Source organism: Shimia sp. R9_1 (genome assembly GCF_017743775.1).
In the GTDB taxonomy this organism is placed as follows: domain Bacteria; phylum Pseudomonadota; class Alphaproteobacteria; order Rhodobacterales; family Rhodobacteraceae; genus Shimia.
This window is the reverse complement of the sequence record NZ_JAGHRN010000004.1, coordinates 129,552-154,889: the sequence shown is the minus strand read 5'-3', so window position 1 is coordinate 154,889 and position 25,338 is coordinate 129,552. Positions and strand designations below refer to the sequence as shown.

At 57.6% G+C, this 25,338-nt stretch carries 21 protein-coding genes; 11 read left to right on the top strand and 10 right to left on the bottom strand.

The window, feature by feature from the left end; translation table 11 throughout:
- Nucleotides 1-62: 62 nt before the first annotated feature.
- From J7399_RS14085 to J7399_RS14070, 4 genes are all read right to left on the bottom strand, one after another.
- Nucleotides 63-428, bottom strand: coding sequence for a VOC family protein (locus tag J7399_RS14085; protein WP_209087006.1), 366 nt, complete (start codon nt 426-428; stop codon nt 63-65).
- Nucleotides 429-1,259: 831 nt separating this feature from the next.
- Nucleotides 1,260-2,699 (bottom strand): NAD(P)(+) transhydrogenase (Re/Si-specific) subunit beta, encoded by a 1,440-nt coding sequence (locus J7399_RS14080; RefSeq protein WP_209063618.1) that lies wholly within the window; start codon nt 2,697-2,699, stop codon nt 1,260-1,262.
- A 13-nt stretch (nt 2,700-2,712) separates the two neighbouring features.
- On the bottom strand, nt 2,713-4,284 hold the full coding sequence (locus tag J7399_RS14075) for a Re/Si-specific NAD(P)(+) transhydrogenase subunit alpha (RefSeq protein ID WP_209079338.1): 1,572 nt from the start codon (nt 4,282-4,284) through the stop codon (nt 2,713-2,715).
- A gap of 134 nt (nt 4,285-4,418) precedes the next feature.
- Nucleotides 4,419-4,886, bottom strand: a complete 468-nt coding sequence (locus tag J7399_RS14070; RefSeq protein WP_209087004.1) for an isoprenylcysteine carboxylmethyltransferase family protein — start codon at nt 4,884-4,886, stop codon at nt 4,419-4,421.
- Between the two features lie 302 nt (nt 4,887-5,188).
- Between J7399_RS14070 and J7399_RS14065 the strand changes: the two genes are divergently transcribed.
- Complete coding sequence (locus J7399_RS14065; RefSeq protein WP_209087002.1) at nt 5,189-5,941, top strand: SDR family NAD(P)-dependent oxidoreductase; 753 nt, start codon at nt 5,189-5,191, stop codon at nt 5,939-5,941.
- Nucleotides 5,942-5,998: 57 nt separating this feature from the next.
- On the opposite strand, the gene J7399_RS14060 is transcribed toward J7399_RS14065, so the two are convergent.
- The 4 genes from J7399_RS14060 to J7399_RS14045 form a co-directional block, all read right to left on the bottom strand.
- Nucleotides 5,999-7,495 (bottom strand): diguanylate cyclase, encoded by a 1,497-nt coding sequence (locus J7399_RS14060; protein WP_209087000.1) that lies wholly within the window; start codon nt 7,493-7,495, stop codon nt 5,999-6,001.
- Nucleotides 7,496-7,760: 265 nt separating this feature from the next.
- Entirely contained in the window at nt 7,761-8,540 is a 780-nt protein-coding gene (locus J7399_RS14055) for a gamma-glutamyl-gamma-aminobutyrate hydrolase family protein (protein WP_209086998.1), read from the bottom strand.
- A 65-nt stretch (nt 8,541-8,605) separates the two neighbouring features.
- Entirely contained in the window at nt 8,606-9,031 is a 426-nt protein-coding gene (locus tag J7399_RS14050) for a heme-binding protein (RefSeq protein WP_209063632.1), read from the bottom strand.
- 51 nt (nt 9,032-9,082) lie between these two features.
- Nucleotides 9,083-11,215, bottom strand: a complete 2,133-nt coding sequence (locus J7399_RS14045; RefSeq protein ID WP_209086996.1) for a malate synthase G — start codon at nt 11,213-11,215, stop codon at nt 9,083-9,085.
- 208 nt (nt 11,216-11,423) lie between these two features.
- Here J7399_RS14045 and pepN point away from each other — a divergent pair, with 208 nt between their 5' ends.
- From pepN to gatB, 4 genes are all read left to right on the top strand, one after another.
- Entirely contained in the window at nt 11,424-13,985 is a 2,562-nt protein-coding gene (gene pepN, locus J7399_RS14040) for an aminopeptidase N (RefSeq protein ID WP_209086994.1), read from the top strand.
- Entirely contained in the window at nt 13,982-14,416 is a 435-nt protein-coding gene (locus J7399_RS14035) for a hypothetical protein (protein ID WP_209086992.1), read from the top strand. Before pepN ends, J7399_RS14035 begins: the two co-directional genes overlap by 4 nt.
- Nucleotides 14,417-14,529: 113 nt before the next feature.
- The gene (locus J7399_RS14030; protein ID WP_209086991.1) at nt 14,530-15,861 is read left to right on the top strand and encodes a hypothetical protein; all 1,332 of its coding nucleotides are present in this window, start codon (nt 14,530-14,532) and stop codon (nt 15,859-15,861) included.
- Between the two features lie 74 nt (nt 15,862-15,935).
- The gene (gene gatB, locus J7399_RS14025; protein ID WP_209086990.1) at nt 15,936-17,444 is read left to right on the top strand and encodes an Asp-tRNA(Asn)/Glu-tRNA(Gln) amidotransferase subunit GatB; all 1,509 of its coding nucleotides are present in this window, start codon (nt 15,936-15,938) and stop codon (nt 17,442-17,444) included.
- Between the two features lie 232 nt (nt 17,445-17,676).
- Here gatB and J7399_RS14020 read toward each other — a convergent pair whose 3' ends face one another.
- Entirely contained in the window at nt 17,677-19,206 is a 1,530-nt protein-coding gene (locus tag J7399_RS14020; protein ID WP_209086989.1) for an SEL1-like repeat protein, read from the bottom strand.
- Between the two features lie 550 nt (nt 19,207-19,756).
- Between J7399_RS14020 and J7399_RS14015 the strand changes: the two genes are divergently transcribed.
- The 3 genes from J7399_RS14015 to J7399_RS14005 all read left to right on the top strand — a co-directional run bounded on the left by J7399_RS14015 (nt 19,757) and on the right by J7399_RS14005 (nt 21,443).
- Nucleotides 19,757-20,257, top strand: coding sequence for a thioesterase family protein (locus J7399_RS14015; RefSeq protein WP_209086988.1), 501 nt, complete (start codon nt 19,757-19,759; stop codon nt 20,255-20,257).
- A 123-nt stretch (nt 20,258-20,380) separates the two neighbouring features.
- A complete protein-coding gene (locus J7399_RS14010; RefSeq protein ID WP_209086987.1) occupies nt 20,381-20,974 on the top strand; it encodes a class I SAM-dependent methyltransferase in 594 nt (197 codons plus the stop codon).
- A 49-nt stretch (nt 20,975-21,023) separates the two neighbouring features.
- The gene (locus tag J7399_RS14005; RefSeq protein WP_209086986.1) at nt 21,024-21,443 is read left to right on the top strand and encodes a DUF4177 domain-containing protein; all 420 of its coding nucleotides are present in this window, start codon (nt 21,024-21,026) and stop codon (nt 21,441-21,443) included.
- 15 nt (nt 21,444-21,458) lie between these two features.
- On the opposite strand, the gene J7399_RS14000 is transcribed toward J7399_RS14005, so the two are convergent.
- Nucleotides 21,459-21,725 (bottom strand): BolA family protein, encoded by a 267-nt coding sequence (locus J7399_RS14000; RefSeq protein WP_209086984.1) that lies wholly within the window; start codon nt 21,723-21,725, stop codon nt 21,459-21,461.
- Between the two features lie 74 nt (nt 21,726-21,799).
- Here J7399_RS14000 and J7399_RS13995 point away from each other — a divergent pair, with 74 nt between their 5' ends.
- From J7399_RS13995 to cobS, 3 genes are all read left to right on the top strand, one after another.
- Nucleotides 21,800-22,423 carry a J domain-containing protein gene (locus J7399_RS13995; RefSeq protein WP_209063655.1) on the top strand — a complete coding sequence of 208 codons (624 nt, stop codon included), beginning with the start codon at nt 21,800-21,802 and terminating at the stop codon, nt 22,421-22,423.
- A gap of 164 nt (nt 22,424-22,587) precedes the next feature.
- On the top strand, nt 22,588-24,150 hold the full coding sequence (locus tag J7399_RS13990) for an adenylate/guanylate cyclase domain-containing protein (protein ID WP_209086982.1): 1,563 nt from the start codon (nt 22,588-22,590) through the stop codon (nt 24,148-24,150).
- Between the two features lie 193 nt (nt 24,151-24,343).
- Nucleotides 24,344-25,330: a cobaltochelatase subunit CobS gene (gene cobS / locus J7399_RS13985; RefSeq protein ID WP_209063659.1), complete on the top strand. Its 987-nt coding sequence runs from the start codon at nt 24,344-24,346 to the stop codon at nt 25,328-25,330.
- Nucleotides 25,331-25,338 lie beyond the last annotated feature (8 nt).

The window sequence follows — 25,338 nt, the reverse complement described above, 5'->3', positions numbered from 1 at the left end:
AAAGACATCAAGCCGCGTGAAGCACCGCCCAACAGCGCATAATCGCAAACAGGTTTTGCCGCTCACGCCGTAGGGGCCGCCGGCTCCCAAAGCTCAATCGGATTGCCTTCCGGGTCATGTATGCGGGCAAATTTACCCACCTCGCTGTCCCAGTCCGTATGGGTCTCCACCGCGATCCCCGCCGCCTCCAACTGCGCCGTCATGGCCGCCAGATCATCCACACGAAAGTTGATCATCCACTGCTTTTCGTCATTGCCGAAATAATCTGTGTCCTGCGCAAAGGGCGCAAACACCGTAAACCCCTCTCGCTGTTTCCAGGGCATGGGGTTGAGCTGGTTCACCCCCAAATGGGTCTCATACCACGCCCCCAACGCCTCAGGATCGCGCGCCCGAAAAAACACGCCGCCTATGCCATTCACCTTCTCCATGATGCACCTCCTGGCAGGAGGATAGCGCTGATTGCTCCCCACTTGGCAAAATAAAACCTATAGATGAAACCGATTGAGGGTAGTTCGCCCAAATTATTGCCGCATTCTCTTGCAAGAAGGGCAACGTTATACCCGAATGAAAGTTGGTCGAATCCATGCTTCGTGCCCCAGAACTCTCCCCAAACTCTGTAAAGTTCCTTCAAGAAATCCAAGGAAGACATGTGTATCGCCCTTGGTTCAAACGATTTAACCTATGTTTGTTCTTGCTACTTGGCTTGAGTGGCCCAGGCATGGGGATTGAGTTGGTCTTAGATCCTCCAGATTCGATCTATCAACGCGCAGAGCAATTCCTCATCGCAACCGGCTGCCTGTTGTTCGCCGGGATCTTTTTCATCCAATACCGAAAATTCCGCGAGATTGTGGTCGATAGTACTGGCCTCCGCTTCGAGCCTCTGGGCCTATACATTGCTGCGGACCAAATAGAAGAAATTAGCTGGGCAGAGAAATATACGGGAAACGGAGGGCACCTAAAGATTAAGTTAAAAGAGCCGCGCCTTCTTTTCTATATTGGAGCATGGTCCTTCGGGAGTACGGCAACCGTTGGGTTCAACCCGCAAGTTCTTAGGACAGAACAGAGTACGTAGACCTGTTTCGCCTACCCCTCTGGAAGATCAGAACAAACATCCACTTACAACGCGCAGGCTCGCTTCCGCCCCGCATTCTCATTCCCCAAATATCCCCGCCGGAGGCATCCCATAGCGCGGCGCAGAGCAGTCAAAAGAAAAGGCGCCCCAACCGGAGCGCCTTCCCTATCTTAACTGTCTGGATTGATCACTCAATCATCGTCAGCAGCTTGTCCAAGCTCGCCTTCGCGTCACCATAGAACATCCGGGTGTTCTCCTTGAAGAACAGCGGGTTCTCGATGCCGGAGTAGCCGGTGCCCTGACCCCGCTTGGAGACAAACACCTGTTTCGCTTTCCAGCATTCCAGAACCGGCATCCCTGCGATTGGGCTGTTCGGATCTTCCTGGGCTGCCGGGTTCACGATGTCGTTGGAGCCGATCACGATGGCCACATCCGTTTCCGGGAAGTCATCATTGATCTCATCCATCTCCAGCACGATGTCATAAGGCACTTTGGCTTCCGCCAAGAGCACGTTCATGTGGCCTGGCAGACGGCCTGCAACCGGGTGGATCGCAAAGCGCACGTTCTTGCCTTTGGCGCGCAGACGACGGGTCAGCTCCGCCACATTCTGCTGTGCCTGGGCCACCGCCATGCCGTAGCCCGGGATGATCACAACGCTGTCTGCGTCATCCAGCGCTGCCGCCACACCGTCGGCCTCAATTGCGATCTGCTCACCTTCCACTTCCATGGCCGGACCGGATGCGCCACCAAAGCCGCCCAGGATCACCGACACAAAGGAGCGGTTCATCGCCTTACACATGATGTAGGACAGGATCGCACCCGAGGAGCCCACCAGCGCACCCACAACGATCAGCAGGTCGTTGCCAAGGGAGAAGCCGATCGCCGCTGCCGCCCAGCCGGAGTAGCTGTTCAGCATGGAGACAACCACCGGCATGTCCGCGCCACCGATGCCCATGATCAGGTGGTAGCCGATGAACAGCGCTGCGATGGTCAGGATCAACAGCGGGAAGATGCCGCCGGAGTTCAGATACCAGATCAGGCAGAGCAGCGAGAGCGCCGCCGCACCGGCGTTCAGCATGTGGCCACCGGGCAGTTTTTCGGCTGCAGAGGTCACACGGCCAGACAGCTTGCCATAGGCGATCACGGAACCGGTGAAGGTCACCGCACCGATCCAGACACCAAGGGACAGCTCAACATAAAGAATGTTGATTTCCGCCGCAGACTTCTTGGCGATCAGTTGGCCAAAGGCGCCCAGCTCTTTCACCGCGTCGCCGCCAGCCGCCACAGCTGCCGCCGCGTTGCCGATCTCAAAGTGTGCGTTGAAGCCCACAAACACAGCCGCCAGACCAACCAGCGCGTGCATGCCAGCCACCAATTCCGGCATCTGGGTCATTTCAACCTTGGACGCCAGCTGATAGCCGATCAGGCCACCCCCGATGATCAGCGGCACAGACAGCAGCCACAGACCGGAACCCGGCCCGATGAGGGTTGCAAACACCGCCAGCGCCATGCCGACAATGCCATACCATACCGCGCGTTTCGCGCTTTCCTGATTGCTCAGACCACCCAGAGAGAGGATGAAAAGGACAGCGGCAACAACATAGGCCGCAGTAGTAAATCCAATCATGGTTCTCTACTCCTTAGGATTTCTGGAACATGGCGAGCATGCGCCGTGTCACGAGGAAACCGCCGAAGATATTGATCCCGGCCATGAAAACAGAGAGCGCAGCGAGCAGGATCACGAGGAAGCTCCCCGATCCGATCTGCATCAAAGCACCCAGAATGATGATCGACGAAATCGCGTTTGTGACCGCCATCAGCGGGGTGTGCAGGCTGTGCGCCACGCCCCAGATCACCTGAAAGCCCACGAAACACGCCAGAACAAACACGATGAAGTGCTGCATGAAGCTTGCCGGGGCCACCAGACCCACGAGCAGCATCAGTGCGCCGCCCACACCCAGCAGGGTCACCTGCTGTTTGGTCTGTGCTTTGAACGCCGCCACTTCTGCCGCGCGCTTCTCTTCCGGGGTCAGCTCCGGCACCACCTCTTTGGGCTTGGCCGCAATCGCCTGCACCTTCGGAGGGGGCGGCGGGAAGGTGATTTCACCTTCAAAGGTCACCGTCGCACCACGGATCACATCGTCTTCCATGTTGTGGTTGACCTGGCCGTCCTTCTCAGGGGTCAGGTCAGCCATCATGTGACGGATGTTGGTCGCATAGAGGCTGGAGGACTGCGCCGCCATCCGGCTTGGGAAGTCGGTGTACCCCACAATGGTCACGCCATTGTCGGTCACAACCTTCTCATCCGCCACGGTGCCTTCCACGTTGCCGCCACGCTCTGCTGCGAGGTCAACAATCACGGAACCCGGCTTCATCGCCTCAACCATATCCTTGGTCCAAAGGATTGGTGCTGCGCGGTTCGGGATCAGTGCTGTGGTGATCACGATGTCCACTTCCGGGGCCAGCTCGCGGAACTTCGCCAGCTGCGCTTCGCGGAATTCCTCAGACTGCACAGAGGCATAGCCGCCGGTGGCCGCGCCATCCGCCTGCTCTTCCTCAAAGTCCAGATAGACAAACTCGGCGCCCATGGACTCAACTTGCTCCGCCACTTCGGGGCGCACGTCAAACGCATAGGTGATGGCGCCAAGGCTGGTGGAGGTACCAATCGCGGCCAGACCGGCCACACCGGCGCCCACAACCAGCACTTTGGCTGGCGGCACTTTACCTGCCGCGGTCACCTGACCGGTGAAGAATCGGCCAAAGTTGTTGCCTGCCTCGATCACCGCACGGTAGCCCGCGATATTGGCCATGGAGGACAGCGCGTCCATCTTCTGGGCGCGGCTGATACGTGGCACCATTTCCATGGCGATCACATTGGCGCCCTTGGCTTTGGCCGCTTCCATGCCCTCTTCGTTGCCCGCCGGGTTGAAGAAGGAGATCAGCGTTTTGTCGCTGGTCAGACGCTTGAGTTCGGTCGCATCGGGCTGACGCACCTTGGCAACAATATCGACCTCTTTCCAAAGGCCTGCCGCGGTTTTGATAACCTCGACACCCGCCGCCTCATAGGCCGCATCGGAAAACCCTGCACCTGCGCCTGCACCACTTTCGATGGCACAGTCGTAGCCCAGTTTCTGGAGCTGCTTGGCCGAGTCCGGAGTCATCGCGACCCGGTTTTCGCCCTCAAACACCTCTTTTGGTGTACCTATTTTCACCTTTCTTATCCCCCTTAAGAGTCAGAGCAATAATGTTTCACGCAGAACATGCTGCACTTGCATAAAGTTTTAACGCCACCTTTTATGCTGCACAAGCAAACAGGGGCGCATGATCTTGCTGCGACGCAACGGCATCACAGCCACCGACGCGTTTTTTCGCAGTATTTCGCGAAATCCATGCGGAATTGACGGCGCAGCCCGTTTTCTTCCGGGATCACAAAGCGCCGCTCCAGCATCCAAAGGAACAGCGGCACCAGCGGCAGAGACAACACCGCATCCCAATACAGGATAAACCCCGTCAGAATGCACATGTCCGCCAGATAAATCGGATTGCGCGAGCGTTTGAAAATCCCGCTCTGCACCAGATGGGCAGGTGTGTGATGGGGGTGCACCGTGGTCTGATGGCGACGCATCTCCACAAGCGCCAACACAATCAGCACACCACCGCCGCCCACCAGCAGCCCGCCAAGCAGGTCCGCCCACACCGGGCCAAAGCTCAATCCGAAAGGAAAATATCGCGCCTGAATCCAAGCAATCAGCAGGGCCAACACAAGCCAGACCGGCGGCAGGTCAAAAAACAGCCGTCTTGCGGTCGTTGTCATGCACAGGCTCCTCATACTGGCTTGCGACGCTTCGTGCGTCTGGATCCGACGCAAAAGCGTCCACTTCGGTTTAGCGATGTCTGGCGTCGGCGCAACGAAACAAAATGCCACAAGCCCCAAAAAGGACAGAATGTCTGTTGTTTTCAACGAAGTGAAACGTAAACCGCACAAATTTCTGCAGAATCGCGCTGCCGTTCCGGGGCTCTGCACCAAATGACGGCGCGGCGTTTGCGGGCGGCACGCTTGTCTGCCCTCCTCAGCCAGCTAGTCTCCTTGGCAAATCGTATGAGGGAGGCATCACAATGTCACTGCAAGGAAAACACGCATTGGTCACCGGCGGCGGCACGGGCATCGGGCTCGCCATCGCCAAGGCACTGGCCGCAGAGGGCGCGCAGGTCACCATCACCGGGCGCCGTCTCAATGTGCTTGAGGAGGCCGCCACCGAGGGTTTGCACCCGCTTGCCATGGATGTGGCAGAAGAAAGCTCTGTGGTAGAAGGGGTTGCCGCCGCCGTGGCCGCACGCGGGCCGATCCAGATCTGTGTGGCCAACGCAGGCATCGCCGAGGGCCGCGCACTGCACAAAACCGATATGGAATTTTGGCGTAAGATGATGTCCATCAACATTGATGGCGTCTTTCTCACCATCCGCGAGAGCCTCAAATCCATGAACCAGACCGACTGGGGCCGGGTCATGGTGATTTCCTCGATCGCCGGTCTGCGCGGCCTGAAAGGTGCGCCAGCCTATTCCACCACCAAACACGCGGTGAACGGGATGATCAAATCACTGGCGGCGGACTATGCGACCAAGCCGATCACTTTCAATTCGATCTGCCCGGCCTATGTGGAAACCGCCATCATCGACCAGAACATCGAAAGCATCATGGCGCGCACTGGCTGCACCGAGGAGGAGGCCCGTCACATGATGGTCGGCGTCAATCCCCATGGCCGTCTGATCGCCCCGGAAGAGGTCGCCCACTCCGCACTCTACCTCTGCTCCGATTTCGCGGATTCGATCCGTGGCCAGATGATCCAAGTTTCAGGCGGCGAAGTCTGAAAAACAAAGGGCGCGCCCATCGCTGGGCCCGCCCTCCTCACTAAGGTTCCGTGCGGATCAGCCCGCTTCAAGCGCGCTGGCGCAGCGCACACAATTGCGCCCGTCTTTCTTGGCCTGATAGAGCGCGCGATCTGCGGCGTTGATGATGTCCTGCAATAGCGGCCCATGGTTGCTAAAGCTGGCAACCCCGATCGAAATGGTCACCGGTGGCAGCTCCCCTGCCCCATAGCGCACCGTGGTTTCCTCCACCGCGCGGCGCAATTCATCTGCCACTCCGTAGGCCTCTTCGGCCGCCACATTGGGCAACAGTACCGAAAACTCCTCGCCGCCAAAGCGACACGGCGTTGCCCCTTCAGAGAACATCTCATGCATTTTGTCGGCAATGGCGCGCAGCACCATATCACCGGCATCATGGCCGTGGTTGTCGTTGAAGGATTTGAATTTATCCGCATCAAAGGACAGCAGCGAGAAATCCGTGCGCTTGCGCGCCGCCATGCTGGCTTCGGTGCGCATCGCCTCAAGGAAATAGCGACGGTTGTACAGCCGGGTCAGCGAATCCCGTGTGCTCTGATCATGCAGCTCATCGCGCAGTTTCACATTGGCAATCGCAAGGCTAATGTGCTCCCCGCATTGCAAGGCAAATTCATAGCCCTGCTTGACCTCAGCCTCTGACGCCCCTTTGGGATAGACCACATGCATCAGACCCACGGTGTCGCCATGGGCCACAATCGGCACACAAAGGGAGTTGTCGACTTTACTGTCTCTGGGATGATCACTCACATGGCTGCACTGCAGCCCAAGGCCCGCCGCGTCATAACGATAGCCCCGCCCGCGACGCAGGGCCCAGCAGCTGTCCGGCGCAATATGCTCATGCACCTCGCCACCGCCCCACACACAGGCTCCGTCCAAAACGTCCCGCGAGTTGGAATAAAGATAGAGCTCCCCGGCCGTGTCCGGCAGCAGCTTGGTCATAAACTGGGTAACCACTTCAAACAGCTCTGAAAGCGATTTGCAGCTCTGCAACCATTCATCCAGATCCCCAAGAAGCTTGGCCTCCTCGCGCCAGGCCTGCTCCTTGGCAAGCATCTTCAGCGCCTTGGTCTCCGCTCTCTCCGCCGTCTTCTTGGCCTCAACCAGATCGGCAGCATCTTTGCGAAACTGGGTCACATCCGTGAATGTCACCACATATCCGCCCCCCGAAATCGGCCGCGCAAAGGAGGAAATGACTTTTCCCGACGGCAGGCTGCGATCAAAGCTGAAGGGCTGGCCGGACTTAAACTTTGCCTGCGCCTCTTCTTTGCTCTCCGCCGTAATGACCTGCAACCTGACCGCTGTCTCCAGAAAGGCCTCGCGTTTCATCCCGATATGCAGATCCGTCGGGTTCAGCTCCAGAACCACAAAGATCCTCTCATTAAACATCAAGCAGTTTTCATCGCTGTCCCAGACAACGATTCCCTGCTCCATCTTGTTGAGAATCTCCAGCATCTGCTCGCGCCGGATCACATCTGTATTTACTGATCTTTCGGCCATGAGTGGCGCGCGTTGTTCAAGCATGGCTCGGTCCTTGCTGGTCTTCTAAAGTCAGACCAACACTAGGCACTAAATTCTTGAAACGGCGCTAAATTCAGCGCTCTAAATTTCTGAAAATTGTATTAATGGCGTGCCGCAGCTGCATCGCCAACCGGTCGAAATGACATCTCGATGTCGGCACGTTAAGGTTTTTACACCCCGAATTTCGCACCTACGCAATACCACTGCGATACAGACGCGATACCGACGTTCAAAACAGGCGGAATCCGGCGTTAACCTTTGCGCAAAATCAGGCGGATTTCAGGACCGGCCGCGCCTCTTTCTTGGCATCCCAGGCACGCACAGCCTCGCCAAAGGCCTCAAACAACGGGCGGCTCACAGGGTCAACACCCGCCTCCCACTCCGGATGCCATTGCACAGACATGGTGAACCCCGGCGCGCCATCAATATAGATCGCCTCCGGCGTACCATCAGGGGCGTAACCATCTATGATCACACGATTTCCCGCCCGTTTGATGCCTTGGCCATGCAGCGTGTTGGTCATCACTTCGCGTGCGCCCATCAGCTTATGAAACGGCCCATCCTCGCTGAAGGTCACGATATGGCGCAGGGCAAACTTCTCTTCCAGTGTCCCATCCGGCGGCATCCGGTGGTTGTCCCGCCCGGGAAGATCGCGAATTTCGGGGTAAAGGCTGCCACCCATGGCAACATTAACCTCCTGAAATCCCCGACAAATTCCCAAAAACGGCTGCCCGCTTTCCACGCAGGCCCGCACCAATGGCAGCACAATCGAATCCCGCGCCCGGTCAAACGCACCATGCGCCTCCGTGGCCGCTTCGCCGTATTCTTCTGGGTGAACATTGGGCCTGCCGCCGGTCAGCAGAAACCCATCACATGTGGCCAGCAACTCCTCCACCGAGAGGTAACGCGGGTCCGCTGGGATGAGCAGTGGTATGCAGCCCGAAACCATTGAAACCGCTTCGGAATTCATGGATCCGCCAGCATGTGCCGGATACTCGTCATTGATAAGGTGGTGGTTTCCGATAATCCCGACGACAGGACGCGTCATGTAGGCCTCTTTGTCTTGCTGCGCAGCTCAACATAGGCGCTGCGCAGCTCAAGAGAAAGCCCCGATCAGATTTCGCCGGTCAATCCAACCGCATCGATGCCTGCCATTGCAGCAATTGCATCATTATCAGACGTGTCGCCGGTCACGCCCACAGCGCCAATCACAGCGCCTTTTTTGTCGCGCAGCAGAACGCCACCCGGCACAGGCACAACCTGACCGCCATAAACGCCGTTGACCGCCGCCATGAAATAGGCCTGCTGTTCGGCACGCGCCATCTGTGCGGTGCCCGCCATACCCAGCATCACAGCACCGTAAGCTTTGCCGTGCGCGATGGCAAAACGTCCGGGCGCTGCGCCGTCTTCGCGCTCAAACGCCTGCACGTGGCCGCCAGCGTCCAGAACCACAACGGACAGTGGCTTGAGTTCCATTTCACGGCCTTTTTCCAGAGCCTTACGGATGATTGTACGCGCGCGGCGCAGAGAGATTGTCATGGTGTTTCCTTCCCATAAAGAAAGGTCAGGGCATGGCCCTGACCTTGAATTTTATGCTTGAGCCTTAAGTTCCAGGCGCCGCGCATGCAACACCGGCTCGGTGTAACCCGATGGCTGCACACGTCCTTTGAAGACCAGATCACATGCCGCCTGGAATGCCACGCCGTCAAAGCCCGGCGCCATCGCCACATAAAGCGGATCATTGGCGTTCTGCGCATCCACAACGGCCGCCATCTTCTGCATGGCTTCCATCACCTGCTCCTGGGACACGATGCCCTGGTGCAGCCAGTTTGCCAGACCCTGGCTCGAGATACGGCAGGTTGCGCGGTCTTCCATCAGGCCAACGTTGTTGATGTCCGGAACCTTGGAGCAGCCGATGCCCTGATCAACCCAGCGCACAACGTAACCCAGGATGCCCTGTGCGTTGTTTTCGACTTCCGCCGCGATCTCTTCTTCAGAGAGGTTTTGCCCGTCCATCACCGGAATGGTCAGCAGATCATCCAGCGTGCCACGTGCGCCACCGGCTTTCAGCTCGTCCTGACGCGCCAGCACATCAACCTCATGGTAGTGCGTGGCGTGCAGCGTGGCTGCGGTTGGCGATGGCACCCAAGCGCAGTTCGCGCCGGATTTCGGATGGCCGATTTTCTGCTCCAGCATCGCGCCCATCAGATCCGGCATGGCCCACATGCCTTTACCAATTTGGGCTTTGCCCTGCAGACCGCAGGCCAGACCGATGTCCACATTGCGATCCTCATAAGACAGGATCCAAGGGGTGGTCTTCATCTCGCCTTTGCGCAGGAATGCGCCTGCTTCCATCGAGCTGTGGATCTCGTCGCCGGTCCGGTCAAGGAAGCCGGTGTTGATGAAGGCCACACGGGACTTCGCCGCGCGGATACATTCTTTGAGGTTGGCCGAGGTGCGGCGTTCCTCATCCATGATGCCCATTTTCACCGTGTGACGCGGCAGGCCAAGCACATCTTCGACCTTCGCAAAAATACGGTCAGAGAAGGCAACCTCTTCGGGGCCGTGCATCTTTGGCTTCACGATGTAGACCGAGCCATGCACCGAGTTGCCGCCCTCTTGCTTCAGGTCGTGCATCGCGATCAGCACAGTGACCAAAGCGTCCATCAGGCCTTCGCCAATCTCGTTGCCGTCGCGATCCAGAATGGCAGGGTTGGTCATGAGATGGCCAACGTTGCGCACCAGCATCAGCGAGCGGCCTTTCAGAACGCTTTCCGCACCGTTCGCTGCGGTAAAGGTCACGTCACCATTCAGCACGCGCGTGAAGGTTTTGCCGCCTTTGGCAACCTCTTCTGCGAGGTCACGTTTCATCAGGCCAAGCCAGTTGCCATATGCGACAACCTTGTCTTCCGCATCCACACAGGCCACGGAATCTTCGCAGTCCATGATGGTGGAAAGTGCACTTTCCAGCGTGATGTCATTGATGTTGGCCGCGTCGGTTGCGCCAATATTGCCGGTCGGATCGATCTCGACGATGACGTGAAGGCCGTTGTTTTTCAGCAAGATACGCGACGGAGCTGAGGCATCTCCAACGTGACCGGCAAATGCGCCGGCGTCTTTCAATGCAGGCTGCAGGGCACCATCGACAACGCTCAATGCAGAGACATCGCTCCAGGAGCCTTCGGCCAACGGCACGGAGCGGTCCAGGAAGTCACGGCCCCAGGCGATCACGCGCGCACCGCGCTCCACATCATAGCCGCCACCGGCAGGCAGATCGCCCATCGCATCGGTGCCATAAAGCGCATCATAAAGGCTGCCCCAACGCGCGTTCGCCGCGTTCAGCGCAAAGCGTGCATTGGTAATCGGCACCACCAGCTGCGGGCCGGGAATCGCCGCGATCTCAGGATCGACATTGCCTGTCTCAACCGCGAAATCCGCGCCTTCCGGCACCAGATAACCGATCTCGGTCAGAAACGCTTTATAGGCCTCGGCATCATGCGCTTGGCCTTTGTGAGCCAGATGCCAGCCATCCAGTTTCTGTTGAATTTCTTCGCGCTTTTGCAGCAGCGCGCGGTTCTCAGGACCAAAATCATGCGCAAGCGCACTCAGCCCTTCCCAAAAGGTATCCTCCGCAACATCCGTCCCCGGCAACGCTTGATTTACAATGAAATCATAGAGTTCCTGCGCAATTTGCAGCCCGTGTTTCTCCACCCGATCGGTCATCGCGGCTCTCCATTTGGCTTATGATGAACTTCAATTAGTGCATGGGTTTCCGATAGGCAACAAAATTGGTTATCTTTTTTTACCAAAGATATTTTCAGGCAAAACCGAACATTCGCCCCTGTCTTCGTAAGTAAATCCAATACACTCAGCCCTTGCAGGCAGCCACGGATGGATTACACCAAGAGGCAATCAATGGATGGAGAGCCCTATGAAAGACGCCGCGCCGCAAACGATCTACCTGAAAGACTACACGCCTTTTGGCTTCATCGTGGACAGTGTCGCGCTCACGTTCCGCCTGCACCCAACGGCGACACGTGTGCTTTCCACAATCCGGTTCCGTCCAAATCCGGATGCAACAGACAGCCGTTTTTTCCTGCATGGCGAACAGCTTACGCTGATTTCCGCCAAAGTTGACGGCGCTGAGGTTACGCCACGCACAGTCGAGGGGGGTATTGAAGCAGACGTGCCAAACGCGGCCTTCACTTGGGAGGCAGAGGTCGAGATCAACCCACAAGCCAACACCGCGTTGGAGGGGCTTTATATGTCAAATGGCATGTACTGCACCCAATGTGAGGCCGAGGGGTTCCGCAAGATCACATACTACCCCGACCGCCCCGATGTGATGTCCACCTTTGATGTGCGGATCGAGGCAGACGGCGACAACACACCGGTCATGCTCTCCAACGGCAACGGTGCGGAAAGCGGCGCAGGTTTTGCAAATTGGACAGACCCTTGGCCCAAACCCGCCTATCTCTTTGCCTTGGTCGCCGGCGACCTCATCGCGCATGAAGACAGCTTCACCACCATGTCCGGCAAACCGGTCAAGCTGGCCATCTGGGTGCGCCCGGGGGACGAGCACAAATGTGCCTTCGGCATGGAAGCACTCAAAAAATCCATGACCTGGGACGAAGAAGTCTATGGCCGCGAATATGATCTTGATGAGTTCAACATCGTCGCGGTGGATGATTTCAACATGGGCGCGATGGAGAATAAGGGGCTGAATATCTTCAACAGTTCCTGCGTGCTGGCCTCTCCGGAAACCGCTACCGACGGCAACTTTGAGCGCATCGAGGCGATCATCGCTCATGAGTATTTCCACAATTGGACAGGCAACCGCATCACCTGTCGCGACTGGTTCCAGCTCTGCCTGAAGGAAGGCCTCACCGTGTTCCGCGACGCCCAGTTCACCGCGGACATGCGCTCTGAGCCAGTCAAACGGATCGACGACGTCATCGCCCTGCGCGCGCGCCAGTTCCCGGAAGATCAGGGCCCACTCTCCCACCCTGTGCGGCCGGAAAGCTTTCAAGAAATCAACAACTTCTACACTGCGACCGTCTATGAAAAAGGCGCCGAAGTCATCGGCATGCTCAAAACACTGGTTGGGGATGAGGCCTACGGCAAGGCGCTCGACCTTTATTTTGACCGCCACGATGGTCAGGCCTGCACCATTGAGGACTGGATACAGGTGTTTGAAGACAGCACGGGCCGTGATCTGAGCCAATTCAAACTCTGGTATTCCCAATCCGGCACGCCAGAGGTGACCGTGCGCGAAGACTATGAGGGAGACACCTTCACGCTGCACCTCAGCCAGAAAAGCGCGCCCACACCCGGGCAGGATCAAAAGGCACCACAGGTTATCCCGGTGGCAGTTGGCCTTCTGAATGATAACGGCGACGAAGTGCTGCCCACGCAGGTGCTTGAACTGACGGAAAAAGAGCAAAGCTTCACCTTTCCCGACCACGCCACCCGCCCTATCCCCTCTATCCTGCGTGGTTTTTCGGCGCCGGTCACGCTGACGCATGACATCGACAATGACCGCCGCGCGTTCCTGCTGGCCCATGACACAGACGCCTTCAACCGTTGGGAAGCCGGTCGCGATCTGGCGCGTGACAGCCTGCTGAAGGCGATCCTGCAGGGCGACGCGCCCAGCGCAGCCTACCTGGATGGGCTTAAAGCGCTTCTGCGTGATGACAGCCTTGATCCGGCCTACCGCGCGCTGATGCTGGGCCAGCCGTCCCAATCCGAACTCGCTGCAACCCTGCACAAGATGGGCGAAACACCCGATCCTGCGGCCATCCACGCCGCCAGCGAAGCCCTGCGCGAAGCCAAAGCACAGAGTTTCGCAGAGCTGCTGCCCGCGCTTTATGCTGCCAATCAGGTAGAAGGCCCCTATCGCCCGGATGCTGGCCCGACCGGCCAACGCAGCCTTGCCAATGCCGCGCTCTCGCTGCTGACACGGCTGGACGGCGGCGAAACAGCCGCCAAACAGTATGATGCAGCGGACAACATGACCCTGCAACTTTCCGCGCTTGGCGCACTGCTGGATGCTGGAAAAGGCGAGGACGCGCTCAGCGCATTTTATGATCAATGGCAGAATGATCGCCTTGTGATCGACAAATGGTTCTCCATGCAGATCATGCAGGCCAAGCCCGAAAATGTCGCCACAACCGCCCAAGCGCTCACCCAACATGCGGATTTTGATTGGAAAAACCCGAACCGCTTCCGCGCAGTGATGGGCGTTTTGGCGATGCACCACGCGGGTTTCCACTTTGAGGATGGCGCAGGCTACACCCTGCTGGCGGATTGGCTGATCAAGCTTGATCCGGTGAACCCGCAAACCACCGCCCGCATGTGCAGCGCTTTCCAAACATGGAAGCGCTATGATGAAACACGCCAAGGCAAAATCCGCACCGAACTTGAGCGTATCGCCGGTCAAGACGGCCTCAGCCGGGACACCACCGAAATGGTGACCCGCATCCTGAACGCATGACAGCAGAGCCGATCCTCACGCACAGGGCGCAGGGCCGCAACGCGCGCAGCATCACCGTCTTGATTTTGGCGGTGATGGCGCTCGGCGGCATGCTGCTGGCTGGCACCTATTGGGCCATCGTCGCCTTCTTGTCGCTCTTTGCGCTCCCCACTCTGGTGGATGTGCTCTTTAATCCGGTTGCAAATTTTGCCCTCTCTGAGGCTGAGGTGCGCTGGAAAAACGCCACTCAGGAGGCGGAAATAGAGCTGGGGCAGATCAAATCCATCCAGATCGCGACCCGCCTGAACGTGGCTTTTCGCATGACATTTGTCATGCAGGATGGCGCTAAGGTGCGGATACCACAGGATGTTTTACCACCCAGAGCAGATCTGGAGGCGGCATTGCAAACACTTGGCGTTGCGGTCGAACATGACCGCTTGCGGCTGATCTAGCCGCAAACCTTGCTTGAAAATCGACGCCGACTTGACGGCATGATTTCAAGTTGATGCCCTTTTTTAGCCTGAAAGCGAAATCATAGTGGGCTCTATTAGATCACGGAGCCACAATGAAATTCTTTCTCAAAGAACGGACACGCAAGCGAACACCTCAAAACGTTCGTCCTGCGTCCGCATTTGCGGCTCCAGCGCTGCGCAAGCTGAATGAGGCCTTTGCCCCTGCCCGCGCCACTCCGGCGGCGGGTCGCCCTTCTGACACTCAGCAGACCTATCGCGATCTGCTCACACGCTTGCAAATTCCGGTCAACGCCGAAACGCCAGATCAAGTGGAGAGCGAAGACACCCGTGCGCAGGGCCAGTTCCTTGCCCGGCAAGAGCGCTGGGAAGAGCTCGAAGATCTGATCCGCACACATGATCAAAACCGCGCGGCCACCACCTCCGGCGCCCCCTTGTCAGAACTCATGCTGTTTGGTGCACGTGCCGATGTGGTGCGTGCGGCGGAACATGCGCTGCTGCACGGCAAACCCGCCTCAGACGCGGATTTTTTCCATGGCATCGAGGCTATGGAGTATCTGCTGGAAGATTTCGCTGACAGCTATCCGATTGCCTTGGTTGTGGCCCATATGCACATCGACATCGGCTGGGCGTGGCGCGGCGCGATCGCTAAAGACGACACACGGGAAATCAATCGCGAGGCGTTTCACTCCCATTTTGCGCGGGCCACGGAAATTCTGGATCGCTTCTGCCCCAAGATCCACCACTCCTCCGCGCTGTCAGCAGCCCGCTGCGCGCTGCTCCCCGGATTGGAAGACCCGACAAAGGCGCTTTGCACCGAATATGAATCGCTGATCGCACTGGATCCGTTGAACCCACGGCACATGCGGGCCTTGGGGAACTATCTGCTGCCCCGCTGGTACGGTGATTTTGACCAGCTCGACTTGCAAGCCCGCCGGATCGCGGCACAAACCTATGACATCTGGGGCGCAGGCGCATATGCATGGGTCTGGTTTGACTCTCTGCTTATTGACCCAAGCGGGTTGGAAGTCATTGAAATTGAATACTTCCTTGATGGTGTCTCCGACGCATTGAAGCGCCGTGGCGATCAACATGCGGCGAATCTCATGGCGGCCCACCTTTATCGCAGCTGGCAATATGCCCGCGGGCAATATGACACCGGCGCGCTCAACAGCAACTTGCCGCCCGCCCTGCGTAAGGGCTTTGACATGGTGGTTCATGACCACCTGCGCGAAATTCATCCACTGATCTGGGGCCATGCGGAAATAGGCTTTGAAAACACCTCTCGTGTGATTTCCAAAGAGCGCCTCTCTGAAAAGGGGCGCGACGTGGCCCTTCAGGCCGTGGCCATGCCTTTCATGAGCAGCCTGAAAGCCGGACAAACCGTGCATTTCACGCCCGAAGGCATCACTCAGGCCAACCCATAGGCGGCTGCCCCCTTGCTCCTCACTTCTGGCTGGCCTAGAACGCAGACCAGCCAGATATTCAAGGAGCGTGAGCGATGCTCGACCTGACATATGAGACCCCCAAGCCCAAAGTGATCGCGGGTGCCAAACATGACTGGGAACTGGTCATTGGTATGGAGGTGCACGCGCAGGTTTCTTCCAATGCGAAGCTGTTCTCCGGTGCCTCCACCACCTTTGGTGCAGAGCCCAACGCCAATGTGGCTTTCGTGGACAGCGCGATGCCGGGCATGCTGCCTGTCATCAACGAGTATTGCGTGGAGCAAGCGGTGCGCACAGGTCTTGGCCTGAACGCCGAGATTCACCTGAAATCCGCCTTTGACCGCAAGAACTACTTCTATCCGGATCTGCCGCAGGGTTACCAAATTTCCCAGCTTTATGAACCCATTGTCGGCGAAGGCGAAATCCTCGTGGACATGGGCCCCGGCGTTGCACGCTTGGTGCGTGTTGAGCGTATCCACCTTGAGCAGGACGCCGGCAAATCCGTGCACGACATGGATCCGAACATGTCATTCGTGGACCTGAACCGGACCGGTGTGGCGCTGATGGAAATCGTGAGCCGTCCTGACATTCGTGGCCCCGAAGAGGCCGCCGCCTATGTCACCAAGCTGCGCCAGATCCTGCGCTATCTGGGCACTTGCGATGGCAACATGCAGAACGGCAACCTGCGTGCGGACGTGAACGTCTCTATCTGTCGTCCGGGCCAGTATGAGAAGTACATGGAAACACAGGACTTCTCGCATCTGGGCACCCGCTGCGAAATCAAGAATATGAACTCCATGCGCTTCATTCAGGCGGCGATCGAAAATGAAGCGCGCCGTCAGATTGCGATTGTCGAGGCCGGTGGCTCTGTTGATCAGGAGACCCGTCTCTATGATCCGGACAAGAACGAAACCCGCTCCATGCGCTCCAAAGAAGAAGCGCATGATTATCGCTACTTCCCCGATCCCGACCTCCTGCCACTGGAGATCGAACAGGGCTGGGTGGATGATATCGCCAAGACTCTGCCAGAGCTGCCCGATCAGAAAAAAGCACGCTTTATCAAAGACTACGGCGTGACCGAATATGATGCTTCGGTGCTGACGGCTGAGGTTGATCTGGCTGATTACTTTGAAGCCTCCGTGGGCAAAGGTGACGGCAAGAAGACCGCAAACTGGGTGATCAACGAAGTTCTGGGCCGCGCCAACAAAGCTGAGGTTCGCCCACAGGAGCTGGTCGCACCAGAAGCAAACGCCGCCATTCTGGCCATGGTCGCCTCTGACGAAATCAGCACCAAGATCGCCAAAGACGTGCTTGAGATCCACATCGAGACCAAAGACGATCCCGCTAAGATCGTTGAAGAAAAAGGCCTCAAGCAGGTAACCGACACCGGCGCAATCGAAGCGGCGCTGGATGAGATCATCGCAGCCAACCCGGCTCAGGTGGAGAAAGCCAAACAGAACCCGAAACTGGCTGGCTGGTTTGTGGGTCAGGTCATGAAAGCCACCGGCGGCAAGGCCAACCCGAAGGCTGTTAACCAATTGGTGGCGCAGAAGCTGAACGGCTAAACCGCAACGTCGGTATTGCGTCTGTATCGCGACTTTAACGCGTCGGTGTAAAAACCGGCGCGTTTTTGCATTTCAAAGGTTAATGCACCAACCGCCTGCGCGCCAAACCTGCCCCGCTTTTGGGGAAGGCATAGCCGCCGAAACATCGCCAACACGTCCGCGTGGAGGTGCCAGCAAAGAAAACGGCCCGCCGGTGAAAACCAGCGGGCCGCATACAGGTCTGTCAGACAGTTTAGCGTTTCTTCTTTTTCAATCTGAAACCACCAAATTCGTCTTCGAGCAGTTCGCAGGCATATTCCTCGCCCATCTCACAGCCTTGATTGAGGTAGGTCTCAGCGACCTCTTTGTCTCTGTCGACCCCTTCCCCTTTCAGATACTGGAAACCCACCACATAGCAGCCATGGGCATAGCCTTTCTCACAAGCGCCCAGAAAGATTTCCAGCGACTTTTCATAGTCCCGCTCGACGCCTTGGGCGTTCCGATAGAGCCAGCCTAAGTTGCTGCAAGAGAGACCATCATTTTTCTCACAGGCGTACTCATAGAGCTCATACGCTCTCTGAAAGTCCTGCTCTACACCGTCCCCGTCCCGATAAGCGGTTCCGAGATTGCTGCAGCCCGAAACGTGGCCGCCTTGGCAGGCTTGATCAAAGTAATTCGCCGCAACCACTGGATCTTCCTCGACACCGTTTGCCAACATGTATGCGAGGCCACTGTTGAAACAGCCATATTCACTGCCCAACTCACAGCCCATCACCGAGTAATGCAGTGCTTTTTCATGGTCTTGCTCGATACCTTCCCCTTTGGCATAGGCACCACCAAGACTTGCGCACCCAGTGGCCGATCCACCTTCGCAGCCGCGTTCATAATAATGAACCGCCCGTTGGTCATCCACGGGAACGCCTCTGCCGAAATCATACACGATACCCGCATAAGCGCAGCCTTCAGCATCATAGCCATAGCGCCCTTCGCAGGCCTGGATATACTTGCTCAGTCCCAGACGTTTGTTTTCAATTCCCACGTATCCATGTTCATAAACCTGCCCCAGCGCACGACAGCTTGCCCATTGTTCGCTGTCACACCCATAGGAATGCAGGATCGTGGCTTGGGTGAAGTCTTGCTTCATCCCGTCCCCTTCAATGGCAAGAAACCCAAGCTTGGAACAAGCAAGGGAATTGCCCGCATCATAGCAAGCCGCTTCAAAGTTTTTTATCGCCAGATCATAGTCTTGCGCAACGCCGCGCCCCTCTGATTGCAAGATGCCGAGGTATGCGCAGCCTTCGGCCCGACCGCCTTCACACGCCAGATTGTACAGATGTGCCGCCTTCGCGATATCCTGCGCAACATCGCCCTCGTCGACACGGTTGCCAAGCTCATAGCTGCGGCCAACCGATGTACAGGCCCAGACTTCTCCGGCTTCGCAGCCTCTCACGTCGTAGCCCGCTGCGCGTGTCAAATCGAGCTCTACACCGCGCGCGTGTCGATACATGTATCCGGCATCTGCACAGCTGCGCTCAAACCCTGCGTCGCAGGCCCGAACATAAAGTGCCGCAGCCTTGGTTTCGTCCCACTCGACACCCTCGCCGCTGTAGAACAGATGGCCAAGCTCATAACAGCTCTCCATTTCCCCCGCTGCACAGCTCTCTTGCAAGGCGACCGCCTCGCTGCTCATGGCGGTGTCTTGCGCCAGCGCGGGCTGTGACGCCCCTGCCATCGCACAAAATGCAGCGGCGGACCAAAACCGCGCATAAGATAGGTCAAACATTCGGTGATTTCCTCTTTAATCTTAGTACCGTTACACGCCAGCGTACCGAAGACATGTGTCGCTGACGCGAAGTCCTCCTGGGTAAAAACGCACCATTTGAGGTGGTTGTGCCTGAGAGAAAGTGCGGGAGTCCCTCCCCTGCAGCGAGTCTCATTGAAACACCCGCTCAGGCGAAAGCGCTCATGGCCTGAGATCGCGCGCTAGGTGGCGCGGATCTGCTTTCGGAGCAGAGATACGTCAGTCTTGAGCGCCATTCCTGACGTCCACGGAAAGAAAAACCTTAAGTAAGTCATGTACCTGCTCCAATAAGTGAGAGGTGTATAGAGCGGCGCAGCCCTAAATCAAGACACGAATTAACCAATTTGAAACTCCTCGCAGAATTGTGTTCGGCTGCAGAGTGATCCACGGGTCGTTGTTCCAGAAGTGCTGCACCTGACAGAACCTTCGTCCCATCAAAACCGCCAGCTTGTCCGCCCGTAAAAGGCGACTTTCTCTTGATGCATCGCCCCCAGCGCCGCATAAGTTCTGTCACGTTTTGAGGAACCTAAGCATGACATTTAAGGCCCCGTTTTTCTCCACCCCGATGGTTGTCGAGGCGCAATGGCTCGACTTTAACGGCCACCTGAACATGGCGTTTTACAATGTTCTGTTTGACCGCGGCGTGGATCAGATTTTTGACCAATTGGGATTGAACGCGGAGTATCGCACCGCGACGGGCAATACGACCTTCTCAGCAGAGTTCCACCTTTGCTATATCCGTGAGCTGTATGTCAGCGACTGGGTGCAAGCGACATTCCAGCTGCTCGATCATGATGAGAAGAGCTTCCACTTCTATCAGGAGCTTTGGCACGAAGATGGCTGGCTTGCGGCCACAGGCGAAGGTCTCGGGCTTCATATTGATCGGTCCGGCCCAAACGTCACGCCGATGCCTGAGGACATACGAGCCAACTTTGCCAAGCTAGCGGAGGCCCATAGCAAACTGCGCCGCCCTGAGCGGGTTGGCCGTCAGATGGGCATTCGCCGCAAAACCGCAAAAACCGCGAAAAAATAAACCGGAAATGAGTGGGGCCTCGCTATGAGGACGATGCAGCCGCGCCACGTTTTGGCGCAAAGGCCGCAGACGGCCTCCTGCATGCTGGACCCTTGGTGAAATTACGTGAATAGCTGACTTCAAATGGTAGACGTGATCGACATTCTGCAAGAGCGCAAAGAGTTGCCGCAGTTCCTGGAACGTGACGGGCTGATTGGCATTGAACTTGGCGTTGCAGGCGGCTGGTATTCCAAGCGTTTGATGGAAAGCGGACTCTTCAAAGAACTCTATGGGGTGGATCTTTACGGAGATCACCACGACACCAAGGAATACATCGACGCGCTCAAAAACGTCGGGATGGGCAAGCCTTACTGGCTGCTGCGCATGAGCTTTGAGGACGCGCTGGATGCTTTCCCTGATGAGTTCTTCGATTTTGTATATATTGATGGCTATGCCCATACGGGCGAAGAGCGCGGCAAAACCATGTTTGACTGGCTCGCCAAGGTGAAAGTCGGCGGCATGATCGCCGGGCATGACTACCACAAGAAGTGGCCGCTTGTGCAGATCTGCGTTGATGCCTTGGCCAAAGAGCTCGGTCAGTCGGTCATGCGCACGGCCCTGTCCAAGAAACGCGACCCGCAGGACAAGTTTCCGAGCTGGGCGTTCTTCAAGGAACATGCAGAGGTGCCCGACTACCCGGAGCGGCTGCGCCTTTTGCCCAAGAAAATGCGCGGCTAGCGGCCGCAGACGGATCTGATCAAGTTATTTTAGGCGCTGGAATACACATATGACGTATGAATATAAGGTGGTCCCCTCCCCAACCCGCGGACAGAAGGGCAAAGGTATCAAAGGGCCTGAGGGCCGGTTTGCCAATGCGCTTGAGCTGCATATGAATGACCTTGCCGCTGAGGGATGGGAGTTTGTGCGCGCCGAAACCCTGCCACATGAAGAGCGCAGCGGGTTGACCAGCACCACAACCACCTATCGCACGGTCCTTGTGTACCGCCGCCCCGCCCTATCGGAACCGCTCGCTTCGACGGAAACACCGACGCCCGCCGCACTGCCCTCTCCGGTACAGTCACAAGACTCCGCCGAACCAGCGGCTGACGTGCCATCCGAAGCACCGGAAGCAGATGCCGAGGAACCTGCCGAGCGGGATCAGGACGAAGTGGTGCGTGCTGGCGTGCAGTCCCTCAAACAAGAGTGAGCGGCAGCCAAACGCCTAGTCTTCGGGCGTATCAACGTCCAAGGCCAGCGCGTGAATGCGGCCGATCAGCGCCTCTCCTAAAGCTGCATGAATGGCGCGGTGACGCGCAAGACGCGACTTGCCTGCAAAGGCAGATGCGCGGATACGCACATTAAAATGGCTTTCCCCGCCATCGGGGGCACCCGCATGGCCAGCGTGGCGCGCACTGTCATTAACGACCTCAAGTTCAGCAGGCGAAAAAGCGCTCACCAACTTATTGTGAATTTCTTGTGCAACGCTCATTTTTCTACGTCCAGCCTCTTCAATCTGCCTCTGGTTAGGGTAAACTCTCTGCTCCGAGTCGAAAAGGTGAGTTCATGACCAAATCAGATCCCTTTGGTTTCGATATGTCCGTGAAGTCGGCGAAGAAGAAAAACCCGCGCGGCCGCCGTGGCATGACAGGTGCGTCAGAGACATCGACCCGCACCTGCGAGCACCCCGGCTGCGAAGAGGCTGGCGCCTACCGCGCCCCGCGCGCGCCGGATGTGCTTGATGAATTCAAGTGGTTCTGCAAGGACCACGTGCGCGAGTATAACCTCAAGTGGAACTTCTTTGACGGCAAGACCGAAGCCGAAATGAACGCGCAGAACTCCAAAGACAAAGTCTGGGAGCGCGAAACCAAGAAGTTTGTTGACCCAGAGACGCGCGCATGGGCGCGACTGGGCATTGAAGACCCCCATCAGGTGCTGGGCGGCAACGCCACGCAGAACCCCGGCAAAGGTGGTGGTGGCGGACGGCGCCTGCCCCCAACAGAGCGCCGTGCGATCGAAATTCTGGACGCCAAAGACCATTGGACCAAGGCCGAGGTGCGCAAAGCCTACAAAAAGCTTATCAAGGTTTTGCACCCGGATATGAACGGCGGCGACCGGAGCCAGGAAGAGCAGCTTCAAGAAGTTGTCTGGGCCTGGGATCAGATCAAGGAAAGCCGCAACTTCAAATAGTTGCATGGCAAGCTTCACCAAAGGGCGTGGCCGATTGGCCGCGCCTTTTGCGTTTGTACCTCTGTGCTCTTTCACCGGTGGACCCGCGCCAAAGTCCCGCTACGATGGCAGGAGGCCTTTGCCGCACCACCCGCCGCACCACCCTTAGCCCGTTGGGGACACTTATGCAGAAACTGATCGACCACCTGACAGCGCACCCAAGGCAGCTTTATTTGGTGGCGGCCACCGCGATCATGCTTTTGCCTGTGGCGCTGTGGTTCGATTTGAACAGCCTGTCCCACCACAACCTGCACCGGCAGGCGACCGGTCTGAACCGGCTGATGGACAATATCCGCAGCTACTACGCCAGCAATGTTGAGGTCTTTGTGCGCGATGCAGAAGGCGCACAGCAGGCGACACTGCTCTACCGCCAGGAGGTCTCCGATCCGGAGCAGCTTGACGCTGGTGTCCCGTCAGCGGAAACGGCTGCGATCGCGCTGTCAGAACGCTTCTCAGAAATCCTGCCCGGCGTGACTTTCCGCTATGTGTTTGATGATTTGGGGACCGAGGCGTCGGCTTCAGACCTGAGCCCGTTTGAACGCAATGCGCTCACCACCCTGCGTGATCCTGACAACAAGCGCCCCCATCTTGTGCAGGAGCAAGGCGGCCTCTTTGGTCACCGTCTGACAATGGCCACGCCGCTGATCCATGCTGAGGACTGCGCGGATTGTGTCGCGGTTGGCGGCACCGATACCGCAGCCTCCTGGCCTCCTGAAGCGGTGCGCGGCTTGCAAATCGTGCATGTGCGCCAGCCGCTTTCTCTGAACCTGAGCTCATTCAAATTCCTGTTGACCTATATGCTGGTGGCTGGTTTTCTGGTGGTGACCTTTGCGCGCCACCAGCTGCAACTGGCCGGCAAATTCCGCGACGCCAACAAAGAGCTGACAGAGAACAACGCCTTTCTGGCCGATGTCTCCCTCAAGATCTCCAAATATCTGGAACCGCAGGTCTACCGCTCGATTTTTGAGGGGGAGAAAGACGCCTCCATCAGCACTGAGCGCAAAAAGCTGACGGTGTTCTTTAGCGATATCAAAGACTTCACCGCCACCACGGAACGGATGCAGCCCGAAGAGCTGACCGCGTTGCTGAATGAATACTTCTCGGAAATGGGGCTGATCGCGGCCAAGCACGGCGCCACCATCGACAAGTTTATCGGCGATGCGATTGTCGCCTTTGTGGGGGATCCTTCCACCCAAGGCGTGTCAGAAGACGCCCGCGCCTGCGTGCGCATGGCGCTTGAAATGCAACAGCGCTTGGATGAGCTGGAACAAATCTGGCGGGCACGCGGGGTGGAACACCCGTTCCGCGCACGCATGGGTTTGAACACCGGCTACTGTAACGTCGGCAATTTCGGCTCAGAAACCCGTATGGATTACACAATCATCGGCGCGGAGGCCAATCTGGCCGCGCGGCTGGAAGGCATCGCGGAGCCCGGCGGCATTGTGATGAGCTATGAAACCTACGCCCATGCCCGTGATCTGGTCGATGCCGAGCCGCTGGAGCCGCAGCACTTCAAAGGCATCTCGCGCGCCATCACCCCCTATCGTGTGCTGCGCCACGGCACCAACCGCCGCGCCGCCAGCGCCACCGAGCAAGGCGACAAGCTTGTGGTGGAAATGCAGGGCCTGGATGCTGCGAGCCGCGAGAAAATCACAGCAGCAGTGCGCGCCGCGCTGGACGAGGTTTAAAGGCGCAACGCAAGTGCCTTTGGCGGGCACTTTTGCCCGATCAATAGCGCGCCAAAAGAGCGGCCTCTTGCAGCCAATGCACAACGCCGCGTCTTTTTTGTGGTTTCGCTTGTGATCCTTTTCAATTTGATGCACCAAAGGCCGGTAGATTTCGGCCGCCCCTGATTGCGCGGCACATGGAAGGACAACGAGCATGGCCGACGGCATCATGGACAGCAACACAAAGCCCACTGAAGACATTGATCTGCGCGAAGTCTTTGGCATCGACAGCGATATGAAAATCAAGGGTTTTGAGGAGCGTACAGACCGTGTGCCGGAAATCGACCCGACCTATAAGTTTGACCCGGAAACCACGTTGGCGATCCTCGCAGGCTTTGGCCACAACCGTCGTGTGATGATTCAGGGCTATCACGGCACCGGTAAATCCACCCACATCGAACAGGTTGCGGCGCGTCTGAACTGGCCCTGTGTGCGTGTGAACCTCGACAGCCACATCAGCCGTATCGACCTGATCGGTAAGGATGCGATCAAACTGCGCGACGGCAAGCAGGTCACTGAATTCCACGAAGGCATCCTGCCATGGGCGCTGCGCAACCCGACTGCGATCGTGTTTGACGAATATGATGCGGGCCGTGCGGACGTGATGTTTGTGATCCAGCGAGTGCTGGAAGCAGACGGTAAGCTGACGCTGCTCGACCAAAACGAAGTGATCAAGCCGAACCCCTACTTCCGTCTGTTTGCCACCGCAAACACCGTTGGTCTGGGTGACACCACCGGCCTCTATCACGGCACCCAACAGATCAACCAAGCCCAGATGGACCGTTGGTCGCTGGTCAGCACGCTCAACTATCTGAGCCATGACGCTGAAGCCGCCATCGTTCTGTCCAAAGCGCCGCACTACAACACCGCTGAGGGCCGCAAGATTGTGAACCAGATGGTCACCGTCGCAGACCTGACCCGGACAGCCTTCATGAACGGCGACCTCTCTACCGTGATGAGCCCACGGACCGTGATCAACTGGGCCGCGAACGCGGAAATCTTCCGCAATGTCGGCTATGCCTTCCGCCTGAGCTTCCTGAACAAATGTGACGAGCTGGAGCGCCAGACCGTTGCAGAGTTCTACCAGCGCTGCTTTGACGAAGAACTGCCGGAAAGCGCAGCCAGCGTCAGCCTCGGCTAAGCCTGCTT

What these genes read in the sequence shown, in the direction of transcription:
- J7399_RS14030 (WP_209086991.1), top strand. Translation starts at nt 14,530, where the DNA reads ATGAAATTCTTTCTCAAAGAACGGACACGCAAGCGAACACCTCAAAAC.
- J7399_RS14055 (WP_209086998.1), bottom strand. Translation starts at nt 8,540, where the DNA reads ATGACGCGTCCTGTCGTCGGGATTATCGGAAACCACCACCTTATCAAT.
- J7399_RS14010 (WP_209086987.1), top strand. Translation starts at nt 20,381, where the DNA reads ATGGTAGACGTGATCGACATTCTGCAAGAGCGCAAAGAGTTGCCGCAG.
- J7399_RS14020 (WP_209086989.1), bottom strand. Translation starts at nt 19,206, where the DNA reads ATGTTTGACCTATCTTATGCGCGGTTTTGGTCCGCCGCTGCATTTTGT.
- J7399_RS14080 (WP_209063618.1), bottom strand. Translation starts at nt 2,699, where the DNA reads ATGATTGGATTTACTACTGCGGCCTATGTTGTTGCCGCTGTCCTTTTC.
- pepN (WP_209086994.1), top strand. Translation starts at nt 11,424, where the DNA reads ATGAAAGACGCCGCGCCGCAAACGATCTACCTGAAAGACTACACGCCT.
- J7399_RS14015 (WP_209086988.1), top strand. Translation starts at nt 19,757, where the DNA reads ATGACATTTAAGGCCCCGTTTTTCTCCACCCCGATGGTTGTCGAGGCG.
- J7399_RS14050 (WP_209063632.1), bottom strand. Translation starts at nt 9,031, where the DNA reads ATGACAATCTCTCTGCGCCGCGCGCGTACAATCATCCGTAAGGCTCTG.
- J7399_RS13990 (WP_209086982.1), top strand. Translation starts at nt 22,588, where the DNA reads ATGCAGAAACTGATCGACCACCTGACAGCGCACCCAAGGCAGCTTTAT.
- J7399_RS14000 (WP_209086984.1), bottom strand. Translation starts at nt 21,725, where the DNA reads ATGAGCGTTGCACAAGAAATTCACAATAAGTTGGTGAGCGCTTTTTCG.
- cobS (WP_209063659.1), top strand. Translation starts at nt 24,344, where the DNA reads ATGGCCGACGGCATCATGGACAGCAACACAAAGCCCACTGAAGACATT.
- gatB (WP_209086990.1), top strand. Translation starts at nt 15,936, where the DNA reads ATGCTCGACCTGACATATGAGACCCCCAAGCCCAAAGTGATCGCGGGT.
- J7399_RS14060 (WP_209087000.1), bottom strand. Translation starts at nt 7,495, where the DNA reads ATGCTTGAACAACGCGCGCCACTCATGGCCGAAAGATCAGTAAATACA.
- J7399_RS14070 (WP_209087004.1), bottom strand. Translation starts at nt 4,886, where the DNA reads ATGACAACGACCGCAAGACGGCTGTTTTTTGACCTGCCGCCGGTCTGG.
- J7399_RS14065 (WP_209087002.1), top strand. Translation starts at nt 5,189, where the DNA reads ATGTCACTGCAAGGAAAACACGCATTGGTCACCGGCGGCGGCACGGGC.
- J7399_RS14005 (WP_209086986.1), top strand. Translation starts at nt 21,024, where the DNA reads ATGACGTATGAATATAAGGTGGTCCCCTCCCCAACCCGCGGACAGAAG.
- J7399_RS14035 (WP_209086992.1), top strand. Translation starts at nt 13,982, where the DNA reads ATGACAGCAGAGCCGATCCTCACGCACAGGGCGCAGGGCCGCAACGCG.
- J7399_RS14085 (WP_209087006.1), bottom strand. Translation starts at nt 428, where the DNA reads ATGGAGAAGGTGAATGGCATAGGCGGCGTGTTTTTTCGGGCGCGCGAT.
- J7399_RS14045 (WP_209086996.1), bottom strand. Translation starts at nt 11,215, where the DNA reads ATGACCGATCGGGTGGAGAAACACGGGCTGCAAATTGCGCAGGAACTC.
- J7399_RS13995 (WP_209063655.1), top strand. Translation starts at nt 21,800, where the DNA reads ATGACCAAATCAGATCCCTTTGGTTTCGATATGTCCGTGAAGTCGGCG.